The 22,463-nt window shown below is 65.4% G+C and carries 16 protein-coding genes; 1 reads left to right on the top strand and 15 read right to left on the bottom strand.

Translation table 11 applies throughout. From position 1 onward, the window contains the following. Positions 1-73 precede the first annotated feature (73 nt). The 10 genes from brxL to NFW30_RS16745 all read right to left on the bottom strand — a co-directional run bounded on the left by brxL (position 74) and on the right by NFW30_RS16745 (position 15,959). The gene (gene brxL / locus NFW30_RS16790; protein ID WP_295358200.1) at positions 74-2,119 is read right to left on the bottom strand and encodes a protease Lon-related BREX system protein BrxL; all 2,046 of its coding nucleotides are present in this window, start codon (positions 2,117-2,119) and stop codon (positions 74-76) included. Beyond that, positions 2,109-4,448, bottom strand: a complete 2,340-nt coding sequence (pglZ, locus tag NFW30_RS16785; RefSeq protein WP_295372364.1) for a BREX-1 system phosphatase PglZ type B — start codon at positions 4,446-4,448, stop codon at positions 2,109-2,111. The genes brxL and pglZ overlap by 11 nt, the downstream gene beginning before the upstream one ends. A 2-nt stretch (positions 4,449-4,450) precedes the next feature. Then, the gene (locus NFW30_RS16780; RefSeq protein WP_295358195.1) at positions 4,451-4,897 is read right to left on the bottom strand and encodes a hypothetical protein; all 447 of its coding nucleotides are present in this window, start codon (positions 4,895-4,897) and stop codon (positions 4,451-4,453) included. Then, the gene (locus NFW30_RS16775) at positions 4,894-6,066 is read right to left on the bottom strand and encodes an AAA family ATPase (RefSeq protein WP_295358192.1); all 1,173 of its coding nucleotides are present in this window, start codon (positions 6,064-6,066) and stop codon (positions 4,894-4,896) included. The genes NFW30_RS16780 and NFW30_RS16775 overlap by 4 nt, the downstream gene beginning before the upstream one ends. Beyond that, positions 6,063-10,046 (bottom strand): DUF559 domain-containing protein, encoded by a 3,984-nt coding sequence (locus tag NFW30_RS16770; RefSeq protein ID WP_295358189.1) that lies wholly within the window; start codon positions 10,044-10,046, stop codon positions 6,063-6,065. Before NFW30_RS16770 ends, NFW30_RS16775 begins: the two co-directional genes overlap by 4 nt. 7 nt (positions 10,047-10,053) lie before the next feature. Further along, entirely contained in the window at positions 10,054-10,641 is a 588-nt protein-coding gene (locus tag NFW30_RS16765; protein ID WP_295358186.1) for a mobile mystery protein B, read from the bottom strand. 2 nt (positions 10,642-10,643) lie between these two features. Beyond that, complete coding sequence (locus NFW30_RS16760; RefSeq protein ID WP_295358183.1) at positions 10,644-11,114, bottom strand: mobile mystery protein A; 471 nt, start codon at positions 11,112-11,114, stop codon at positions 10,644-10,646. Between the two features lie 88 nt (positions 11,115-11,202). Then, positions 11,203-14,670 (bottom strand): BREX system P-loop protein BrxC, encoded by a 3,468-nt coding sequence (brxC, locus tag NFW30_RS16755; RefSeq protein WP_295358181.1) that lies wholly within the window; start codon positions 14,668-14,670, stop codon positions 11,203-11,205. 30 nt (positions 14,671-14,700) lie between these two features. Then, positions 14,701-15,255, bottom strand: a complete 555-nt coding sequence (locus tag NFW30_RS16750; protein ID WP_295358178.1) for a DUF1788 domain-containing protein — start codon at positions 15,253-15,255, stop codon at positions 14,701-14,703. Further along, on the bottom strand, positions 15,252-15,959 hold the full coding sequence (locus NFW30_RS16745; RefSeq protein ID WP_295358176.1) for a hypothetical protein: 708 nt from the start codon (positions 15,957-15,959) through the stop codon (positions 15,252-15,254). The genes NFW30_RS16750 and NFW30_RS16745 overlap by 4 nt, the downstream gene beginning before the upstream one ends. A 775-nt stretch (positions 15,960-16,734) precedes the next feature. Between NFW30_RS16745 and NFW30_RS16740 the strand changes: the two genes are divergently transcribed. Further along, the gene (locus NFW30_RS16740) at positions 16,735-17,046 is read left to right on the top strand and encodes a pyrimidine/purine nucleoside phosphorylase (RefSeq protein WP_295358173.1); all 312 of its coding nucleotides are present in this window, start codon (positions 16,735-16,737) and stop codon (positions 17,044-17,046) included. 68 nt (positions 17,047-17,114) lie between these two features. On the opposite strand, the gene NFW30_RS16735 is transcribed toward NFW30_RS16740, so the two are convergent. The 5 genes from NFW30_RS16735 to gltA all read right to left on the bottom strand — a co-directional run bounded on the left by NFW30_RS16735 (position 17,115) and on the right by gltA (position 22,259). Continuing rightward, positions 17,115-18,266, bottom strand: coding sequence for a glycerate kinase (locus NFW30_RS16735; RefSeq protein ID WP_295358170.1), 1,152 nt, complete (start codon positions 18,264-18,266; stop codon positions 17,115-17,117). A gap of 81 nt (positions 18,267-18,347) precedes the next feature. Further along, positions 18,348-18,920: a hypothetical protein gene (locus NFW30_RS16730; protein ID WP_295358168.1), complete on the bottom strand. Its 573-nt coding sequence runs from the start codon at positions 18,918-18,920 to the stop codon at positions 18,348-18,350. A gap of 1 nt (position 18,921) precedes the next feature. Then, on the bottom strand, positions 18,922-20,100 hold the full coding sequence (locus NFW30_RS16725; protein ID WP_295358165.1) for a M48 family metallopeptidase: 1,179 nt from the start codon (positions 20,098-20,100) through the stop codon (positions 18,922-18,924). Between the two features lie 5 nt (positions 20,101-20,105). Next, entirely contained in the window at positions 20,106-20,792 is a 687-nt protein-coding gene (locus tag NFW30_RS16720) for a hypothetical protein (RefSeq protein WP_295358162.1), read from the bottom strand. A 165-nt stretch (positions 20,793-20,957) separates the two neighbouring features. Next, on the bottom strand, positions 20,958-22,259 hold the full coding sequence (gltA, locus tag NFW30_RS16715; protein ID WP_295358159.1) for a citrate synthase: 1,302 nt from the start codon (positions 22,257-22,259) through the stop codon (positions 20,958-20,960). Positions 22,260-22,463 lie beyond the last annotated feature (204 nt).

Raw genomic sequence — 22,463 nt, 5'->3', positions numbered from 1 at the left:
ACAGCTAACCACCTGAAAGAGTTTGGCGGATCCGCCAATGATCTTCCCGACCTTCTTCATGATGTCCCGTTGCTCAATCCACCAGCGCCTTCAACAGCGCATCCCTGGCATCCTGGTAGAACTCCACATCCAGCCGGGTCGCCATGTCGTCGGACAGGTCGAACAACTGGCGGCGGCAGGAAACCGGCAACAACAAGGAGTTCGCCCCCTTCTCGACCGCGAGTTCGGCCAGGCTGACGGCGTTGTGGATCGGCTCGATGGTGCCACCCAGCGTGACCTCGCCGACGACAACCAAACCGCCACGAACCGACTTGCGCAGCAGGGCACTGCACAGCGCGATCAATGAAGCCACGCCGGTCTTGGCACCGCTCTTCGCGGCATCAAAGCCGCGCAACTGCACGGAAAACTCATGGGCGCGCGGATCGCGGTCGCCGACCAGTTGCTTGGCTCTGGCGTAGAGGTTCTGCTCGGCGCAGCGGATGGATTCCTGGAAGGCTTGCGGCACCGGCTTGTTGAGCACGCGCACGCCACTGCCTGGCCCTTCGGTCACTTCGAGGCGGAACAGGCCGGGATGCTCATCCTGGCCACCCGGCGAGAGCGTCCAGATTTGTCCGGCTTCGAGCGGCTCGTCACCGATGCCGCCCTGACTTTGCAGTTCCGGCGTCGAGACGAATTTCTCGACGCCTTCCGCGCCCAGGGTATAGCTGAAGAGCGTGTTGCGGAACTCGGCAGCGCCGATGCGCTTCTGTTGTTCCTTGACGCGCCGACGCACTTCCAAGGCCAGGCGCACGGCCCATTCAAGGTCTTCCTCGCTGACCTGAGCATCCTGGCCGGGATAGAGAAGCTTCAACAAGCCGCTGACGGTTTTGTTGACGCTGTTGATGTCGCGGCCCGACAGCGCCCCGCCGAAGAAAACGCGGTTTTGCAATGTGGCCAGCCGACTCTGGTTCCGCAACTGAGTGAAGCACTCGGAGAGAAAATCGCTGACCAGGCCGAAGTGATCGGTGAAGATGTCCGGCTTGAGCTTGGGCACGTCCCATCCTGGCAGGTAGCAATGGATGCGATCCATGAAGGCGGTGTCGTCGCGCATTTCTGGCGGCAGCGGCTGGAACAGGTGACCAATGCGCTGCTGGTGTTCGACATCGACATCGAAGTTGCCCACCATGACGATGGAGCCATCGGCGCGGATGCTTTCCTTGCCGCGCGAGAACTCGCCCGACTCCATGTAGCCCTTCATGATGTTCACGCCGTCCTTCTGGTCGAAGGAGATGCCCGACACCTCGTCGAAGCACACCACGTCGTACTGGCAGACCAGGCCGCGCTGGCCGTTGGCGTTATTGACGAACATGCGCGCCACGGTGGCCTTGCCGCCGGAGACCAGATGCGCGTAGGGAGAGACCTGCTGGAACAGGTGCGACTTGCCGGTGCCGCGCGGGCCGATCTCGACCAGGTTGTAATTGCGTTCGACGAAGGGAATCATGCGCAGCAGGATCGCGTCCTTGTTGCGCTCGGGCAGTTGCGCCGGTTCCAGGCCGATGGAGCGCAGCAGGAAGTCCTTCCACTCCGCCGTCGTCAGCTTGGCCCGCGCAGCGGCCATCTTGTCGAGTACGTCGCGCTGCGAAAGCTGGATGGCACGCAGGCCGTCGATGCCGAAGGGCCTGCCGTTCTTCTCCTGGGCGATGGTGGCGTCGTAGCCCAGCGTCACCTCGGCATAGAAACCGCCGGTCAGCATCCGCTGGTGCTCGGTGACCAGTGCCGCCGAGATGCGCACGTCACGCAGCTTGAGCGAGGGCAGCTCGGCGACATAGGAATCGGTCCTGGCGTCCAGCCGCGCGGTGATGATGTCGATGATGCGCACCTGGCCCTTTTCACGGGCGACAGACTTGATCAGTTCTTCGTTGCCGGCGCGTACCGTGCGCTCGGAAAGCTGGCGCTGGACGATGGCCAGCCCCTCCTGAATCTCGCTCTCGTCGATCGTGGCGCAGTAGCGGCCCAGCATGAACTCGACCACATAGGTAGGCACCGGAAACTGGCGCGAAAACTGGCGTACCAGGTCCTTGCGGACGATGTAGCCATCGAAGGCTTCGGCGGCCTTGCGGTCCAGGGCATCAAGCTGCATTCGCGCTCCCTTCCCACGCCTCTCCAAAATTCAAGCGTTCCTCGGCCACCTTCTGGCCGTCGCTCCGCAGCACCACGGCGATCTGCTCGCCGATCAAGTCATCCACTTCCTCCAACACCACGCGGCCCTTGCCGTCGTTGTCGATGGCTTCCCCATCGCCGATTGTCGACCCCAGCCGTTCAATGCTGACGGTCAGACCGGCGGCATCGTTCGCCCTCACCGTGCAGATCGTCCTGCGGATGTTCCAACTCACCGCGACCAGCCTCGGCTGCCCGGCGACCGGTCCATGGCGCTGGACGCGCAGGAAGGGCACCACCGACTCCTGCAAGCTCAAGCCACCATGGTCGTATTCGCGGCCACTGGAAAACGCCGAGATGCCGGGAGCCAGCGCCACGCGCACGGCGGGGTCGAAGCTCCACGGCAACACCAGCCAGTCGGCGTCCGCCGCCGCATCCTTGAGCACCGCGCAGCGGCCCCACTTCGTTTCGGTCAGCCTGGCGGGAAGTTCGGCCTTGGGCAGGCCGTCCGGCAGCAGCAACCAGCCGTGGTCGGTCACCACCCAGACCTGCTTCCAGCCGGCATTCAGCAGGCGACGGATGGCCTTGGCCAGATCGTCGAGGTGGGCCGGAATGGCACGCGCCAGTTTCCGGCCCTTGGCATGGCCGTCGCTATCGATGTCGCCGGGAAACTCCGCCCAGCCCCTGCCGTAGGCGAGGCTCGGATTCTCGGTATCGACAACGGCGACGCCCTCCGGCTCCATCGCCTTGCGCAGCTTGGCTGCCGTGTAGGCGCCCTCGGTTTTCCCCAGTTGCAGCCTGGGCGCGAAGTCACCGCCATTGCCGCCATCGGCGAGCTTGCGGGCGGGAGAGACCCAGACCTTGCCGCTGCTGGTCACCGAGGGAATGCTGGTGAAGCCGGGTTCCAGCCCGACCGTCAAGCCGTTGTCCTTGTGCAGCGTGGCCTCCAGTTCGCGTGCCAGATCGAAGCGCAGGCCATCGACGAACAGTACCACCGTGCCATCGGCCACCGCCGGCAGGTTCCAGGTCGGATAGCCGTCCTTCTTCACCATCCACTGAAAACCTTCGGCCTGCTTTTCCAGCCAGCGGCGGTAAAGGGCGACCAACACGGCGTGGATCGGCTTTTCCAGCTCCGCCTGCTGGGCCATCGCCATGGCACCACGAGCGGCGGCATCGACACGCCAGCCGTTCTCCGCATAGCGTCGGGCCGCCTCGGCGGGCTTCCCCCCCGCCACTGGCTCAAGAAAGGCCTTGGCGATGAGTGCGAGGTCGGCCAAGGCTGTGGCCAGGGGGGCGTGGCCCTGCCGTGCCCACAGCGCTTCCCGCCGCGCGGCGTGCCTGCTTTCGGCGGCCAGCACCGCCTGGGCAGCGGCCACCGGCTCCAGGCTGGCGGCCTTCAGCAACTCGTCGGCCAGGCGCCTTTCATCGGCGTCGTTCTCACGCGGATAGCGTTCCGCCCCCTGCAACAGGTCGGGCGGCGCGATGCCCCGGAACACCTCGTAGGCATCGGGATAGCTGTGCCAGTGGGCAACATACTTCTCCCACAGCGGGTGCGCCGCCTCGCCGGACTTGCTGGCGAGTATGCGCTGCGCGACCTCCATCGGTCCCTTCGCCAGATCGACGCCGAAACGCTTCTTCGCGTTGGCCGCGAAACTCTCCCACGAGGTGCCATGTTCGGCTCGGGTCGCTTCCGGCGCGGTCAGCCAGCGCAGCACGGTTTCGTCGGGTGCCGGGTTGATCAGGTCGTTGAGAGTGCGCTCGTCGATGGCCATGGCATCGAGGGCGGGCAGATTCTGCATCAGCAGCTTGCCCATCGCCGCCTTGAGCGCCTGTGCCGCTTCCTGGCTGGCCGAAACCTGCAGCCCCAGGCCACCGCGCCGGGATTCGAGAAAGGCGCGCAGCGTCCAGTCCTTGCCGTTTTCCTGTCGCCAGAAGCAGCCCCGGTATTGCAGTTCGGCGAGCGGTGCGAGTTGCGGATCGCCCTTCAGGCCGCGCAGGTCGGTGCGCAGTTGGCCGTTGCCTACGCCAGGCAGATAGAGAATGGCTGTCCTCTCGGGGTCGACCGAACCAGCCTGGCCATCGGCCACCATGCGCAGCCAGACGCCGGGGCCGCTACGCTGGTCGGGTTCATAGGCGCCCAGCGCAAACAACTCCGGTAGCGCTTCCTTGATCCTGGGCAGCACGGGTTCCCACTCGCGTCTTTCGTCCGTCCAGAGGATGGCGACGGGGGCAGATTCCAGCGCCGGGTTGAAACGCTTTGTCTGCTCCTTCAGGCGAATGGTCAAGGCTTCGAGAACAGTTTGCGCTTTCATGGTCACAGGCTCAGATGGTTACCGCCATAGCGCAAGCCCCGATTGGCCAGGGCGCGCAATTGTGGACTACGTTGATTGAAGGCCGACTTGCCGCTGGCGATCCACACGATCTGCTTCGGATAGGCCGCAAGCGGGGTCGCTCTCATCCACTCTGCAAGCCAATCGAGCTTGGCCGCAACCTCGTTGATATTCCCAGTAGAACCAGCGGGGTGTACCTCAATCCAGTGCAGATGCTCGCGATTTCCCTGCCGCTTTCCGACAACGTAATCCCAGCGGGCGGCATCGGGTTGACTGGCTCGCAAGGCTGCATCCACATTCACGCTACCCGGGAGTCTTGTCGATGCTGCCTTTGTGACACGCGCCCGGTCGACTGCCAACAAAGCACCTAAACCTTTGCAAAACGCTCCATCGAGATGCGGAGTCGCCTTTACATCCGCGGCAAAGCTCATTTGCTTTCCACGAATAGATCGCCGGACGCGAACTCGGGCGAGTTGGCCACTGCCTTGGCCACGGTCTCGTTGGCTCGGGCGCTGAATTCCAGCAGGCCGCCCCAACTAGCCTCCTGCGCTTCGGCGGAAGAGGGGTCGAGATCGGTGATGTCCTTCGCCGTTCCCGCCGGATCGAAGTAATAGACCTTGGAGGTCTTGCCGAGCGCCGCTCTCGCCATCTCGCGCAAACCGGCGCTGTGCGGCGCATCGAAGAGGTTGAGCAGATCGTCGGCGCTCCCTTTGTGCTTTCGTAACACCTCCAACGCCCAAACCAGTTCGAGCACTTGCGGCGAGTGGGTTGATAGGCACACCTTGTAGCCACGCGACATCAGTTCGAGTACCAGAAGCAACACGACGGAAATCGCGCGCGGATGCAGACCCATTTCCAGTTCTTCGATCACCACCCATTCGATTCCGCCCCGGCGTGCCACCTTAGCCGGCGGCATCAGCCAGTAAAGTCCCAACAGCAGCGGCACGAATTCACGCTGCCCGGCCGACCAGACCATGTAGGGAAGCGGCTTCTCATCGGCCTGAAGGACCAGGCGTTTCTGCGCCTGCACCTTATCCACGGACAGAGAAAAGTTGGCGAAGACACTCTGCTGCAACAGCTTGCGGTAGTCGCTCTTGAGGCGATTAGACTTGGGGAACAGCGGACCCGACCCCGTGAATTCGCGCTCCATCAAGAGGCGCAAACCCTCGCTGAAGGCACGCACGGTGTAAGGATCGCCGACGCTGTAGCCCTGAAACGGCCTGGGCCAGCCGCTGGTCAGGGCAATCACGCGCTGGGCGGGAATAAAGAACGCCGACTCCGGTTTTTCCGGCTGCAAGCGGCCGATGCGCCATTCTGTATTCAGCGCCTTGCCATCTAACTGGATGGCACTGTGTTCCTTCCAGATCGACTGCATGCCCTCGCCGAAATAGACGTCGAGAAACTGCTTGAGGCTGCCGTCGTAATCCAGACCATAGGTCTTCATCTGGCGCTGAATCAGGCCGGTGTCGGCGAGCAGCTTGAGCCATTGCAGGCTGATGCTCTTGCCGCTGGCCTGGGGACCTACCAGAACGGTGAGGTCGCCGAAATGCAGGTCGGCTTCCTTGACCTGGCCGACGTTCTTCAGAGTCAGTCGTTTCATGCTTTCACCTTAAGTTTCTCCCGCGCCTCTTTCTTCTCAGCCAGCGTGGTGTGGTGGTCGTTGATGCGTGTGCCTTCTGGCTGATTGTAGGTCGGACCGAGCTTGAACCAAGGGGCGGAGGCGACATCCTTGCCGCGATCCGCGTCCCATTTGATGCCGAGCTTGGCGCGGGGGATGCGCAGCACGCCGGCCTCGACGAAGGGGCGGATGTTCATGCGCACGCCGTCGTTGAGGTCGAGGTCCCAGCCGAGCGGCTGCAGGTGCAGCGGCTTCCAGCGCACGAAGATGTCGTAGGGCGGTTCGCCTGCCAGGATGGCTTCGAGTTGCGCCTTCAGTGCCTCGGCCTTGGCGAGCTTGAGCGTGGCATCCGAGTTACCGGCATCGACGGCACGTTTTTGCTGGGTGATCCAGTCGCCCAGATAGAGGTTGATCAGGGTGTTGAGCTTCTCGCGCGTCAGCAGGTGGTAGTTCACCAGCGCCGCGAAGCCTTCCTTGTGGCCGTCCCAGACGTGCCAGATGAAGGGGCGCTTCTGGAAGCGCGCGACGTGCTCCTCGAAGAACTTGTCGCGCAGCCATTGCGCCAGCGGCAGGCCGTCGCAGCCCGCGTCGCGCAGCAACTGACTTTCGCGTGCCGCCGACCAGTCGCTGCCGAAGGCTTTGGCCAGCAAGGCGCGCAGCCGCGATTCCGCCGCCGCTTCGCCGCGCACGGCGGGCAGGCAAACGATGCCATCGTCGTCGGTGAGCGCGTCGAGTTCGCCGCAGCGCTTGATCCAGGCGCGTGCCTCGTCCGAGAGTTCCATGTATTGCTCCCCTCGCCCCCTCGCGGGAGAGGGGCCGGGGGTGAGGGCGCTTTCCGCAGGCCAGCGGTAGCCGAGCAGACGGGCAATGGCGACTTGCAGCGGATCGCTGGCCGGTTTCGGGTGGCCGTGGAAAATCCACTGCGTCGGGTCGTCGGAATAGGGTTTGGGCAGGCCGTGGGGGTAGCGTTCGGCGGCGACTAGTTGCCAGTAGGTGAGGTCGAAGGGCACCTTGACCAAGGTAGTGTTCGTTACGTTGACCTTCTGATCAATTTTGCGAACTGCTTCGTTGTACTTTGAAGACGAGCAAAAACACCAGATCGCCGGTAGATGCTTTGAATCGTTCGGCAATACCACAGCCACATTCTTGTCGAATATCTCTCCAAGATGTAAGGCACAAGGCAAGTTTCGCATCTGACTGACAGCCACCCCCAATTTACCCCAGGCACTTTTCCCTGCCGGTATTGCAAGACCAGCCTTGCCCATTTCTGCGAGAATTCCCTTTCCTTGTTGCCAATACACCGCCTGCTCATAGCCGCCCCAAAGGCCGGTTTTCTCTACGGTGGTTTGCATTAATTGCCAGTCTGTTTCGAAGCCGTTCAATTCCCAGAATTGCCGGAAGAATCGTGGTGAATCCTTGCTTCCGAAGCCATGAACACCTTCAGCAGCCTGCGCGAGCAGAGCTAAATCCATAGCTGCTTCGAAGGTGATTCTGGCATCGGGATTTCTCAACTGCCCCATCTGCCCTACCGTCACCACCTCGCCCTCGCGCAGCAGCGTCGCCTTGTCCTCCGGCGTCTTCGGCGCGCTGGCGTCGACGCCGCCCAGGGGGTGATCCTCGGCGGGACGGGCGTGGGTGAGTGTCAGCAGGACGGCGTTGACCACCTCGCCAATGATGGTCTCGAAAGCGCCCGCCCCCAACCGCGCCAGCAGGTTCCAGGTGGCGAACTTGAGCAGGTGCTCGCGCTGTTTCTGGTAGCTCTTGAGAAACAGCCAGTTCTGCGGCATCACAAATGACACCGCACTGCCCGGCGCGCAGAGCTTGAGGCTGCGCTCCAGAAACACGTTGGCGAGATCACCCTTGGCGGCCTTGTAGTGTTCCTCGCAGAAATCCTTGAGCACCGGGCCGTGCTGCCCCGCGCCGAGGTAAGGCGGGTTGGTGATGACCAGGTGATACTTGCGCGTCAGGATACGCGAGGCGTGCACCATGCCCTGCGCGGCGACACGGGCTTCGATGTCCTGATCGTCGCCTGCGCCCTCACCCCCGGCCCCTCTCCCGCTGGGAGAGGGGAGTAAAGCCTGCTCCAGCCGCGATTCGAGTTCTTGCCAATGCGCATCGAGCAGATCGCCGCGCGTGGCGGCCATCGGGTCGATGAGGCTGCCGAGTTCCGGGGCTTTCTGGAACAGGGCGTAGAGCGCGGCCATGCCGCCTTCGAGTCGTTCGTCGCCGCCGGCGAGCTTGAGCCAGTCGGCGCGTCTGCTGCGCGGCGCGACGCCGACGCAGGCGATGTTGAGGCGCGGCAGGGGGCGGTAGCCGATGGGTTTTGCCCTCACCCCCGGCCCCTCTCCCGGGGGGAGAGGGGAGTCTAGGTCGGGATAACGCCAGGCGGCTAGCGCCAGCGCGAAGGCAGCGATCTCGACGCAACGGGCATCGAGTTCGAGGCCGTGCAGGTTGTCGGCGAGCACGCGGTCGACAGCATCGCGCACCGAGAGCTGTTCGGTGGCTCGGCGCAGCGGCACCAGGTAGTGGAAGGCCGAGACGAGGAAGTGGCCGGAACCGGCGCAGGGGTCGAGCAGCTTGAACTGGGACAGGGTATCGGGCCAGGCCGGGAAAGTTCCGGCGACGGGTTCGCCCTCACCCCCGGCCCCTCTCCCGGGGGGAGAGGGGAGAACTGCATGCTTGCCTCCGGACTCTCGCCCGATGTGAGGGAGAGAAGTCGCTGCTGGCGGGACGGCGCCGTAGAGCCCCTCTCCCTTCGGGAGAGGGGTTGGGGTGAGGGCGCAGTCATCGTGCAGCGCCTGCCAAATAACCTCTTGCACAGACTCCGTTTCTGCCAGTACCTGATTGTTCCAGAAGCGAAGGACGCGAATCCCGTGGCCAGCCAGGTAGTCATCGCGACGGGCATCATGTGCCTTGGCTGCTTCTTCACTGTGCTGCCCGCCATCAAGCTCGATGGCCAGCCGCTTTTCGTGGCAGTAGAAATCAACGACGTAGGGTCCGAGTGGATGCTGACGACGAAACTTGGCATCGGCCAGACGGCGATTGCGAAGCAACGACCAGATCAGGTCTTCGGCGTCGGTTTGTGTGGCGCGAAGCTGGCGGGCGAAGGCGATATGCTCGGACGGGATGTCGTGATGTTTGGGCATGGAAACGCCCTCGCCCCCAGCCCCTCTCCCGGAGGGAGAGGGAAGAAAGCGCAGGTAGGGCATCTCCACCGGCAAGGCCATGTGCGGGTGGCAGCGGTGCCACCAGCCGCCCAGCGCGTTCTCGAGCAGGAAGGCGACCATGTACTGCTCGGTGAAGAGCTGGGTCACGGCGGGCAGTTCGTCGGCACCGACCTTGGTGCCGGCCTGCTTCATCTGCCGCTGCACTTCTTCCTTCTTCGGCGCCTGCCAGAACTGGTAGCTCCAGCCCAGGCTGTCGTCGGCTTGGAAGACGGTGGCGGGTAGCTTGGCGAGCAGGGCTTCGAGCGCCTGCTCGGTTTCCAGCGGCATCTGGATCGCCAGCGCCGGGCTGTCGGGACGGAAAACGTTGGGCAGCATGCGCGCGGCGTAGCGACCGGCGACTTCCCATTCACTGCGCGCCGGGGGGTCGAAACTCTCCGCATCTTCCTTGCAGTCGGCCAGGCTGACCGGGTAGCCATCCGGGTGCATGAGCAGATCGCTTTCGGCGAGGAAGCGCGCGAAGAGCATGCGGTGCCAGTGCTCGTAGGCGATCTCGGTGACGAGGTGGTCGATGGCTTGCGTGTCGTCGGGGTGCAGCAGGTCGCCGAGCGCCCGGCCATGCGCGCGCAGGCGGACGCGCAGCTTTTTCTGGGCATCGCTGGCGTGGCCGGGGGCTTCCTTTGCACCAACGGCCAGCGCCTTGAGGGCCTTTTCGGCACCCGCTTCAGCGGTAGCGCGCGCCTGGGCGACGGTGGCTTCGAGGATCTTGCGGTGGCCGCGGGAGAGGGTTTGCTTCATGTCGTCCTCAACTACGGGCAAAGGCGAGCAAGGGCGCGATGTCGCGCCGGTCTGCGGCTTGCAGGGCGGCGATATAGGCTTGCCGGGTGGCACTGGCATCCACCAAGCTCTGACTGCCCCAGGTGAAACGCGGCTTGCCAAGGCGCTCGATGAGCAGGTCGGCCATCAGGCGCGCATGGCGGCCATTGCCGTTGGGGAAGGGATGGATGGCGACCAGGCGATGATGGAAGCGGATGGCGATCTCATCCGCCGGGAAGCTGCCGTGCTCGACCTGGTAGTGCGTGTCATCCAGCAGCTTCTTGAGTTCGACGCCGATCTTGAGCCAGTCGACGCCGATGTTCTTGTCGGACTTGCGGAACTCGCCCGCCCACTTCCAGGTTTCGCCGAAGATCTGCTGGTGCAACTGGCGGACAAAGGACTCGGTAAGGATGTCCTTGCGCTGCTTCCTGGCCCACTGCTCGCCCTGGACGATGTTGAGTTGCTCCCACTCGTTCAACTCGCCCTGGGTGGTGATGTGGCCGGGAATCATGCTGGTGAGTTCGTCGCCATCCAGCGGCGTGGCGCCGGGGGGATAGTCGAGGTTGATGGACACCATGCCTACTTGGCCTCCCGCCACAAGGAACGGCGAGAGCCTTTGAGCAGACTTTCGGCCAGGGCGCGGGTCTGCGCCTCGACGGTGTCGCGCGAGGTGGCTTGGGCTTCCAGCGCCATGGTGTGCGTCACCGTGGCCATTTGCTGGCGTGCCAGCGTCAGGGCGCGGCCTTCCAGGGTATCGGCCAGGCTCTGCTTGGGCACCAGGGCGTACTGCAACTCGCAGCCCAGGGCTTCGGCGGCACGGCGCAAGGTGGCCAGGCTGATGGTGTCGTCGGCCTCGGAGGTCTCCAGCCGGGTGACGGTGGAGGTGGTGACGCCCAGCCGGGCGGCGAGATGCGTCGCGGCCATGCCCAGGCCCTCGCGGATGGCCTTGATCCAGCCAGAGGTTGGGCGTGGCGGCAGTTTGGCGTTGCGCCAGGTGGTCAGGGACGCGTCGAGTTGGCGCAGCTTGAGATCAGAGAAGTGGGCTTTCATGACATTGCACCATAATGCAAGATGATGATTTTGTATATTGCACCATGATGCAATACTTGTGAATCATTATTTGCACTGTAGCGCAACATCAAAGCTGCACCGGCCCGTCGGACAGCTTCGCCAGCACGGTTTGTCGAACCTCGGCCAGCCAGGCATCGAGGTCGGCCTCGTTGTACAGGATGCGGTGCGGTGCGCTTACGGGCTGCGCCTTGGGTTCGAGCTTCTGGGCGGCCAGGGTAAAGGCACGGCTCAGTTGGCCGCCGAGGGCGTCGCGTTTCTCCGCCCAACGCTGCGGCGAGCAGGCCGCCAGCGAGTCGAGCAATTCGGCCAGGGTGCCGAGCTTGGGGGTGTCTTCCGGGGCGGATAGCTGGATATCGCGCAGGATGGCAGCGCGATCTTCCGGCGCCAGTTTGCCCCACTGGGGCGCCTCTTCGAGTTCCTGGGTACACCGTTCGTATTCGCTGCGGTAGGCGCCGAAATTCTTGTTCATGACGGCACGGAGGGCATCGGCGGCGCGATGGACGAGCGGCTCGACTTTGTCCGGATCGTCGAGCAGCAGGCGGCCGCCGCGGATGGCATCGCGTTCGGTGGTGAGCGCGGCGGCTTCGGCGCGCCCTTTCATGTAGCCGAGCAGGTCATTGAGTTGCTGCCACTGCGGTTCGCGTTGGGCGATCTTGCTGGCTTGGGCTTCGAGGGCAGCGAGCAAGTCGGCGGCGGCCTTTTCTTCTTCAGCGAGACGTTTGACCAGATCGCGGCCGGAGGTGGCCGAGAGTTCGTCGATCAGTTCGTTGGGCCGCGCTTCTGGACGCGGCGCGGCGCCCGTGGCACGGGTCAGCGCGTCCTTGAGCTTGGTGACAAACTCGGACGCGCACGCTTCGGCTTCGTCGGGCTTGCACTTGACCAGCCGGGCGATGGCGCGTTTCTCGTCGTTGGATAGCGGCGCAGTCTCGCGGGAGAAGGTACTGGCGGTGACATCGCGGACGATGAACCTGCCGGGGGGCCAGGGTGCGCCGCTGGCATTGATGATGCGCAACTGGCCGACATGGAACAGCGTGGCGAGCAGTGCATCGACGGCATCCTGCGACCAGCCGTAGGGTTCAGCCATGAAGCGCTCGCGCAGCTTGTTGCCCTTGGCGGCGCCCGGTCCGATGAAGGCGAGAATCTCTTGTGCTCCCGGATGGGTTTGCGGAGCGCCGGCATGGCCGACCTTCTCCAGCGCGCTGGTCAGGCCGCGCTGAGCGTCTTCCAGCGCCTTGCCCCAGCCGGGGGCATCGACCATGGCGAACTTGCGGAACAGCCGGGTTGTGGCGTCGGTACCGGCCTTCTTGAGCCGGGCATCGAGGGTGCTGCCCTCATCGACGACCTGGCCGCCGCCCTGGACGACTTGGCCTTGCTCAAGCGCCAGCTTGATCAGTTCATCGGCGCGAGACTCGGCGTCGCGCTTCTGCTTGGCCAGAGCATTGCGCGCCTCCAGGCCTTCCGGGGTCTGCGCCTCGCCAAAATGGCCGAGGGTGCGCTCGGCGGCTTCGCGGGTGATGATGGCGCGCACCAGTTCGTCCTTGCGCGGCAGGGCGACGTGGGCGAAGACGATGGCCGAGTTGATCCCGGCACGCGTTGCATCCACCAAGACTTCTTTGGCCTGGGTGCCATCCAGGTCGGAACGGAGCCAGACGGGCACGTCGCCCTCGACCCTGGGGGCGGCGATCGGATCGCTGTGAATCTTGAGGCGGCGAATCTCGCGGCTGACGCCCTGCGGTATGGCCAGCTTGCGTATCTGCTCAGCGGCCCGTTGCATGAGTTGCTCGCGGATCTTGCTTTCGTAGGCCGATGGGTCGCTGCGCAGAGCCTCTTCCTCGCCCCTTTGGTAGGCAAACCAGTCGGCGCTTTCCTTGGTTTGCAGGCGGTACTCTTCGAGGCCTCCTGCCGACACCTTCATCAGCAGGCGGTCTTTCGCGACCAGCTCTTCGAGTACGACAGCGACATCGCCGCGCAGGGCAGAACTGTGTTGGGTCAGGTCATCGACCAGGACATCGGCGATGGTCTGGGCATCCGTGTGCAGGCCGGTATCCTGGGCCGAGTTGCTGCTGACGCGGGTCAGCAGGAAGACGGCCTTGAGGGCGCGGGCCTTGAGCCGCGAACGTTCGTCCCTGGCGCCGTCGAGCTTGTCGATGGCGTTGGCGGTCTCGGCGCTGATCTGGCTGGACTGGCGCAGGCGCATGCGGATTTCGTCGTAGATGAAGTCGCCGCCGACGATGTGCCCGAGTTGCGCATCCTTGCTCTTGCGCACGGCATCGAAGGCGAGGCGCAACTGCGAGCGCAACTGCACGCCGGTGCCGCTGGCGTCGGTGGTGGCGAGGACGCGCTCCCAAAGCCGTTGCCGGGTGGGCAGCAGCGGGTAGCTGGGGCCAAGAAGCCCTTCATCGTCGCGCCGATGCGCGAAAGTGCTGCCCTGCAGATGCGCAGCGATCTCGCCCAGGCAGCCCGCCGGGCCGAACAGTTCCTTGAGCGGCTGGCTGCTGCTGGCTTTCTTCTTCAGCACGGTTTCGCGCAGAACTTCCTCGACATCGGAATCGGCGAGTTGCACCTGCACGGCAAAGCGCCCCAACAACTTGGAGAGCACGGGAGTGCCGGTCAGGGCGCTCTGGCCGGTGGCGATGAGCAGCACGCGACCATCGAAGTGCTTGCTCAGGCTCTCGATGACTTCCTGCACGCGCATGGCGCGATCCGCGCTATCGGCGATGTATTGCTGGAGTTCGTCGAGCACCAGCAGGAAGATGGGCATCTCGCCGTCGCGGCTGACGGCCTTGCCGAAATAGGCCAGAAAGTCGTCTTGCGTGATGTCGCCCTTGGTGGCGAACTGCATTTCCAGGGTATCGCCCAATTCAATCGCATCGCGTGCCAGGCTCGGCTTGGCCTTCAGGATGGCGTCCTGGAGATGGGTCGAGACATAGAGATTCTTGATCTCCCCCACCAGGCTGCGACTCTTCGCGGCGAGGGTGGCATTCACCTCCGCATCGATACGCTCGTCGCGAAGCCACATCAGGGCCCTGGCTTCGTCGAACCTTGAAGGCAGGCCGACGGCCTTGAAGACGATGCTGAGCACGGCCTTGCGGATGCTGTCGCCTTCGCCCTGGCTCAGGGTGCCGGCGGCAGCGCGCAGGGTGGTCTTGCGCTGGCGTGCCAGGGTGTCGATTTCCTTGAGGGTGTCCGCAACCGAGGAGGGGAGCCGGGCGATGTCGCGCGGCGTGCGACCATCGGCGAAGGGTTCGTTCGTCCACAGCGCACGGGCCATCTTGACCAGGTGCGACTTGCCGCTGCCGAAGAAGCCGGAGACCCAGGCGGGGGGCGATTCGTGCCTTCTGCGCAGGGTGTCGGCGAAGGAGTCGAGAATGCGATGCAGGCCTTCTTCATAGTGGCCCCTGCAGACGAAGGTCTCCAGTTCGAAGCGCAGGGTTTGCCGTTGCTGCTCGTCAAGTGCCTCATCGACCTTGGCGACCCCCTGGTTTTCGAGGGAGAAGGCGTCGATGTCCTTGTCGAATACGTCGCGGTTCTTCATCGTGGTGTCCGTCGTGGATGTCATCGGCAACTAGCAGGTGATGGGAACGGCGAGGTAGCCCCAGCCGTCCTTGGCGCCGAGCAGGCGATAACTGTTGCTCCTGGCGTCGTGCTCGCCGGGAAAGAAGATCACCAGCCGACCCGGAATGTGGCTCTCGATGTGCTCGATCAGAGTCGAGACACTGTGCAGGCCAAACAGGCCGCCACTGCCGACCAGGGCCAGCACGTCATTGACGGTCAGGCTGCGGGTGATGTCGGCGATCCTGTTCACCAGGTATTCCTCCAGGCCACGCACATTGCCGCCATCGTCCCAGAGCCGCTCGGGACGACTGAGGTAGCGGTCGCGGTATTCGTAGTCCGCCAGCCAGGCAGAGAACTCAGTCGCCAGGTCATATTCGGTCCAGCCGTGGCCGGTGGTCCTGATCTCGCTGGCGAACTCGCCGGTTTCGATCAGGCGGCGCAGCTTGCGCTCGTCGCTGGGGGGATAGACCACCATCACGACGCGTTCGCGGGGAGAGACGTTGTCCGGCCATGGCAAGGCGAGGTGTTCCTTGAGGCGTTCAAGTATGGTCTGCGCCAGGTTCATGCCGTGAGCCTCGCTTCATCAGGTTTCAGGAAGCCGGGAAAGGCCAGATCGAGCACGCCGCCCGAATAGGCGGCCCTGAGCAGGCCTTGACGGCCTGCCGCAGTGAGCACGGCAATGTGCTCATCGGTGCCGACATCGAGCGCCCTCGAATAAGGGCCCTGCAGCAGCGAGACGCCGCTCATGCCGTGCAGCCAATCGAGGAAGGCGGCGTAGGTAGTCGATGCGATACCGACCTTGGGGTGGATCCGACTGCGCGCGCTGCCGACCGATTCGCCGAGATAGCCGAACTGATGGAAGGAACCATAGAGGTTGTGGCTGAAGCTGACGAACATGGATTCGGAATACTGGCCGGGCGCATGACGACGCATCCAGTCTTCAAAATGCTGTCGACCGATGCTCTCGCCAATGGGAACTGCCAGCACGCTGCCGAGACATTCCCGCAAGATCGGCTCCCGTGCCATGGCCAGCAGACCCACCAGGAGCCGGGAATCACAGGCTGCAAAGCGATGCAGGCGACGCAGCTCGCGGAACAGGCAGGTCGCCGGATCGAGGGCGTAGAGACGGCGCAGAAACTTGAAGGTCTTTTCGCGGTTGGCAGCGGTGGCCTTGTGGAGAACGTTGTCGTTGACGATGGCTTGGCGGTAGGCGTGCGCCCCGGCATCAGGTGGCACGGCAGCAGCAAGGGCCTCGAATTCAGCCAGCATGGCCGTGCGGGAACTGATCGCACCGCCGGTTGAGAATCCCAGGCGGTCAGATCGGCTTGCGAGAAATGCTTTCCGGGTCATCGCTGCGGCTCACGTCCAATTTGTGTCGCTTCCTGCCCGCCTGGCTCCCATTCCAAGCGGTTGGCCGCAGACTCTATCACTTTCAGGAATCCCTTGCCTTCGCTGCGGGGCCAGGCAACTGCGACGCTGACAGCGAAGCGTCAGCGGCGAGAAGCAACCGCGCGCAATCGGTATTCTCGTTGCCCCGCCGCTGCTCTCGATGGCGCTCGATCATCATCGAGCACTGCGAGACGCCGGGTCTGCGGTGCGTGTTCAGCAGCAACGGCGACGGCTTCCTCTCTCGCGACCGCACCAGCCACGCCGGGCAGATCGAAAGCCAACTCGCGCGCGACCAGCTTCCGGCACCGGATGAACTCTGGCAGCGCTCCTGCACGTGGAAGGGACTCGCGACACACCGGCCAGCCGCGAAACCGTCGACGGAGGATGCGCGCCCAGCGGCCGGCGGTCAGCACGGGTCCGTCCGCACATCGCTTTCGGGACGCTGCATCGACCACTTCGCCGCCCAGTTTCTCCTCCCGCCCGCTTCCCCGCTGTGGCAGAATGCGCCTGCTCGCCGCGGCCGCCAGGCGCTGGCGGATGGTGTGGAACAACGCCGGCTGCTGGCGCAGCACGCAGCGGTGATGAGGAATCCGGCAGCGGGCCTGGCGTTGCCGTTGTCCCTGTCGCCGTCTGCCGGAGAATCGAAAGGAAAACCATGTCGCAGTTCGACAACGTCTCGGTGGTCAAGAAGGCCAACATCTATTTCGACGGCAAGTGCGTCAGCCATACGCTGCTGCTTGCGGACGGCACGCGCAAGACGATCGGTGTCATCTTTCCCTCGTCGCTGACCTTCAACACGGCCGCGTCCGAGGTGATGGAACTCAACGCCGGCCGCTGCCGCATCCGCCTTGCCGGTGAGAGCGAGTGGCGGAACTACTCGGGTGGTGAGCGCTTCGCGGTGCCCGCCAACTCGAGTTTCGACATCGAGACTCTCGAAACCCTCGATTACGTATGCCACTTCGGCTGAGGCGCTGCCCTCGGCGCAGCTTGTCACGGCGCTGAGCCAGGCCGCCCCCCGCGTTCGCCGCGCCGCTTTCAGGCGCACCCGCGGCCCTGCCGGCTGGCGCGGATGATGCGGCACAGGCGGGCCGTCGCCGATTCGATCAGCGGCCCGGCCGTTCGCATGCATTCGTCGAGCGGCATCGGCCGCTCGCAGATGCTCATCGTCGCGTCGATTCCCTGCTCCAGGACATCGTCCGCACCTTCACCGAGAGCACCCGAGACGCAGAACACGGGAACGCCGAATCGCCGGGCGAGCCTGGCGACGCCGATCGGCGCCTTGCCGAAGGCCGTCTGGAAGTCGGTGCGGCCCTCGCCGGTGACGACGAAGTCGGCGTGCCTGACGATCTCGGCGAAGCCCACCGCTTCGAGGACGATGTCGACCCCCGGCCGGAGTTTCGCCGGTGTGAAGAAGAGCAGCCCGGCGCCGAGCCCGCCGGCGGCTCCGGCACCCGGCAACCCGCCGACGTCGCGACCGGTCGCCCGGCGAACGTGCCCGGCGTAGCGAGCGAGAGCGGAATCGAGCGCGCCGACTGCGGTGGCACTCGCTCCCTTCTGCGGGGCGAAGGTGGCCGAAGCGCCGCGCGGCCCGCAGAGCGGGTTGTCGACGTCGCAGGCGACGATGATCCCGGTCTCCTGCAATCTCCGGTCGAGGCCCGCGATGTCGACCCGCTCGAGCCGCGCCAGCGCCGCGCCGCCGTCGGGCAGCTCGCGGCCAGCCTCATCGCTGAAGCGTGCCCCGAGAGCGCGTGCCATGCCGGCCCCACCATCGTTGGTCGCGCTGCCGCCGAGCCCGACGATGATCCGGCGCAGTCCGCAGTCGAGTGCGGCGCGGATCAGTTCGCCGGTGCCGAAGCTCGTCGTCCGGCAGGGATCGCGCTGCGCGGGTGGCAACAGGGTGAGCCCCGATGCGGCCGCCATCTCGATGACCGCCGTCCTTCCGTCGCCGAGTACGCCCCATTGCGCCAGCACCGGCTCGTGCAAGGGCCCGCTGACGCGCGTCTGGCGCAGCGTACCGCCGGTGGCGGCGACCAGCGCGGCGACCGTACCCTCGCCGCCATCGGCGATCGGCACCAGTCGCACATCGGCGGCGGGAAACACCAGCCGAATGCCGCGCTCCATGGCCACAGCGACGTCGCTCGCCGGCAGGCTGCCCTTGAAGGAATCCGGAGCGACGACGATGTGCAAGGCCATTCTCCCTGTGGTCACGACGCAGAGCCGACCGCTCCGGTCAAGTGCCGACCCGTCAGCGCTGGCCAGGGCGGTGCTTCAGCCGCGGATGCGTACCGACTGCACCACCGCTTCGAAGCGGCCGACGTTCCGCGCATAGTAATGGCTGCTCGCCGCCTCGAATATCAGCAGATAGAGCTTGCCAGCACGTATTGCACCGTAACCGATGCCGCGCATATCGAGTTCATCCCCCTTGCGCACGCGCGAGAACTCGAAACGGAAGCCGTCGCCACCGGCAAAGGGAGCCGGAGCCAGCTTCAGGCGCTGGAACGAGCTGCCGTCGTGGGTGGCGAAGACCTCGTACATCTCGACGACCTCGTGCGCCTGCATGCCTGCCCGGAACTTCGGAATCTGACGGTCCTTGCGCTGCCCAAGTTCGGCCAGCGCCTCGCCGTCGGCGATGCCGACGAAGAAGACGAGGCGGTCGAGCGGCAGACCGTCGAGGGTCCACACTTCGCTCTTGCGTGTCAGGCCGATCGCATACTGGTTCCAGGCGCCGTCGAGGGTCACCGCGAGGGAATCCCGCACCGTCACCTCGCCCGGACCGACCTTCGCCATGCCGGCACAACCGGCGAGCAGCGTCAGCAGCAGAAGCAGCAGCCAGCGCGACATCTCAGCGTCCCTCCTGCAGATAGCTACGGATCATTTCGGCGTCGTCGGCAGCGGGGCGCAGCGCCAGGTAGCGGCTGAACGAAGCGCTCGCGGCTGCCGTCTCGCCAGCCTGCCGCTGCAACAGCCCGCGCGAACGGTACATCTCCGGCGGGCAGTCGGCGTGCGACTCGGCAAGCTCATACTCGGCAAGCGCGCGAGTTCCGTCGCCGTCGCCGGAGCGCAGCCGGTAGGCCTCGCCCAGGAAGAAACGGGTTTCGCCGTCATCGGACTGTCGCAGCAGGCGCTCGCAGAGTGCAATCGTCTCGCCCGCCTTGCGCCGGCGCAGCTCGTCTTCCAGCCACTGCCGGCGGTGGCCACGGATCTGCCGTGCGTAGGGGGCGCTCGCCACGTCGCCGCGGTCACCGTTCATCGTCGCTGCCCGACTCGCCATCAGCTGGCTGCGCTCCTCCGGATCCGGGTGGCTGGCGAAGAAGACACTGCGGCTGCCGGCGTTCCCCGACCACTCCTCTTCCGCCTTGAGTTCGGCAACCAGTTGTTGCCAGACCTTAGCCGCTTCGATCGGCGGGTAGCCGGCGGCGGCGACGAGTTCCTGGCCGATCCGATCCGCCTCACGTTCGTGCTCGCGCGAGTAGGCGAACATGCCTGCAAGCAGGGCCAGTTGAGCGAGCGAACCGGCCGCGCCGACACCGGCGGCACCGAACGCCATGCCGAGAAACTGGCCGAGAGCGGTGCGCGACTTGGCGTCGCGCAACTGCTCGAGGCCGTGGCGGCCGACGTAGTGACCGATCTCGTGACCGAGGACGGCCGCCAGTTGCGCTTCGTTGTCCATCCGCAGCAGCAGGCCGGTCCACACCTGCAACATGCCGTTTGGTGCCATCGAGGCGTTGAAGAAGGGCGAGCGAACGATATACACGCGGATATCAGGGCAATGGTCGCCGCCGAGACGGCACGCGAGTCCGGACACGTAGGCGTTGAGGGCTTCGTCGCGCAGCAGGAAGCGGCTTCGCTGCAGGCGTTCCTCTTCGCGTGCCAGCAGCGACCAGAGCCCGCCCTCGTCGCTGCCTGGCCCTGGCCGGTCGAGGCGTGCCGGCAACACGGCCTGGCTGGCGGCGAGCAGCGTCGATGCGCTGGCCAGCAGCCCGCAGCAGGCGCAACCGCTGACGAACCGACGCCGCTCCACGGATCCTACTCCGGGAACTTGTCGAGCAGCGCGTCGCACGATTCACGTGCCTTTTCCGGCTCGCGCAGGTCGCCCGAAGCCCGCAGCAGGGTGTTGAACCAGACCACCTGTCCGGTCGCCAGATCGACCAGCGAAGCGTAGCCCACCTGCATGCCGCCGCCGAGGCCGACGCCCAGCAGGAGACCGACGACCATCATGGCAACCCGTTCGTTGCTCGCGTAACTGTCACGGACGAAGGCGAAGAGCGCGTAGTCGGCGCCGGTGCGCTCGCGCATCAGCGCCGCCTCCTCGCCGAGCGACCAGTCGAGCCTGCCCTCCTTGGTCGGCAACGCGAAGGCACCGCGGTGGTGCAGGGCGATCGCTTGGCCGACCGCGCCATGCAGGCGGTTCAGTCGCTCGACGACGTCATCGGCTTCACCCGGCAGCGGTATGAAGTTGATCTGCAGCGCGCTGCTGCGGGTCAGGAAGGCCTGCCTGAGGTTGGCGTGCGCCTTTTCGGTCCACTCGGCCTGCGGTTCGAGAATTCCGCCGGCGCTGACCGAGAAGAGCTCGATGTCCAGCGGCATCAGCAGAACCACGGCGCCTGCCGGCAGGCGGGAAAACCCTTCGGCGAGGCTCGCAGCCCTGACCGGATGCGCCACAAGGACGATCAACGCCAGCCAGAGCGAGATCCAGCGTCTGCAACGAAACATGGCCATCCCCCGGCGACCGCCACCGGGTGACGCAACGGTCACCCTGCAACTGCTGCGGATTATGCGCCGCGAGCAGTCTGCTGGTCAACGAGCGGCCAGCCGGCAGGCCGCGATGCCGCTGCGCTGGCGCCAGCGCCGATCGTGGTGCCCTTGCCGGCGAAGCGGTCAGCTTGCCGGCGCCGCCGCCAGCGGCCGCCGCAACGGTCCGGCATAGAGCTGTCGTGGGCGCGCGATGCGGTACTCCGGGTCGGTCAGCATCTCTTCCCAATGCGCCATCCAGCCAGCGGCCCGTGCCATCGCCAGCGTGCAGGCGAACATCGACGATGGAATTCCGAGTGCGTGTTGCGCCACCGCGCAGTAGAACTCGGTGTCCGGTTGCAGACTGCGCTCGACGAGAACGCGATCCTCGAGCGCGACGCCTTCGACCGCCCGCACCAGCCTGCCGAAGCGACCGTCCACCAGGCCGGTTTCGCGCAGGACTTCGTGGCAGGTCTCGCGCATCACCGGCAGGCGCGGGTCGTGCGCTCCGCAAGCGCCGCCGCCGCCGAAGCCGGGCAACCTCGCGCCTGCGGGCAACTCGCGCGCCCGCGCGACGAGCTCGCCGGCGCGGGCGGCGTCGCCGATGCCGGCGAGCATCGCCAGGCATGCCTCACCGGATCCGCCAAGCGCCTTCCCCGACAGACAGGCGATTCCTGCCGACAGGCAGGCGTAGGGGTTGGCTCCCGAAGAACCGGCCATGCGCACCGTCGCACTCGCGGCATCGAGCCCGCAGTCGGCGTGCAGCGTCAGCATCCGGTCGACGGCGCGGGCGAGCACGGGATTCGGAACGTACTCCTCGCGCGGCGTCGCGAACAGCATGTGAAGGAAGTTGGCGCCGTAGGAAAGGTCCCGGCGCGGTTTCATGAACGGTTGTCCGATCGAATACTTGTAGGCCATGGCGACGATCGTCGGCAGCCGGGCGACGACCTGCTCGAAGCGAAGCTGTCGCTGTTCGGGCGCGTTGAACTCGCCGGCCGCGTGATCGAATGCCGACAGGGCGCCGACGACACCGACCATCACCGCCATCGGCCGGGCATCGCGGCGAAAGCCCTCATAGAGCTTCACCATCTGCTCGTGCAGCGCCGCCTGACGCCCGATCGCCTCTGCGAAGGAGGCGCGTTGGTGCAAGTCGGGCAACTCGCCGTTGCGCAGCAGGTAGGCGACCTCGAGGTAGTCACACTGCTCGGCCAGTTGCTCGAGCGGGTAGCCCCGATAGAGAAACTCGCCGCTTTCGGCGTCGACCAGACTGATCCCCGACCGACAACAGGCGGTCGAGCCGTAGCCGGAGTCGTACGCGAAGCAACCGCTGCTGGCGCCTAGACTGCGAATGTCCAGGCACGTGCTGCCCTGAGTCGAGCGCAGCAGCGGCAGTTCGACCGCCGGCTCGGCATCCACCTTGAAGATCGCTACCGGTATCCCGCTTCCCATGTCGTTCCTCCCGAGTGTGCACGAACCTCGTCGCTGGCTCCTGGCAGGCAGCGTTCAGCACGCGCCGGTGCCCATTCCAGGGACGCCGTGGCGCGGCGACGCTCCGTCATCATGCCGCCTGTCACCAGCCCGCGGAGCGGATCGTGCTTGCAGGCATGGCAGACCGTCGCGGCGCTGCCACAGCCAACAGCAAAGCAAGACGCG

Source organism: Accumulibacter sp., from assembly GCF_023806635.1.
Classification (GTDB): Bacteria; Pseudomonadota; Gammaproteobacteria; order Burkholderiales; family Rhodocyclaceae; genus Accumulibacter.
This window is presented reverse-complemented; position numbering and strand designations above follow the sequence as displayed.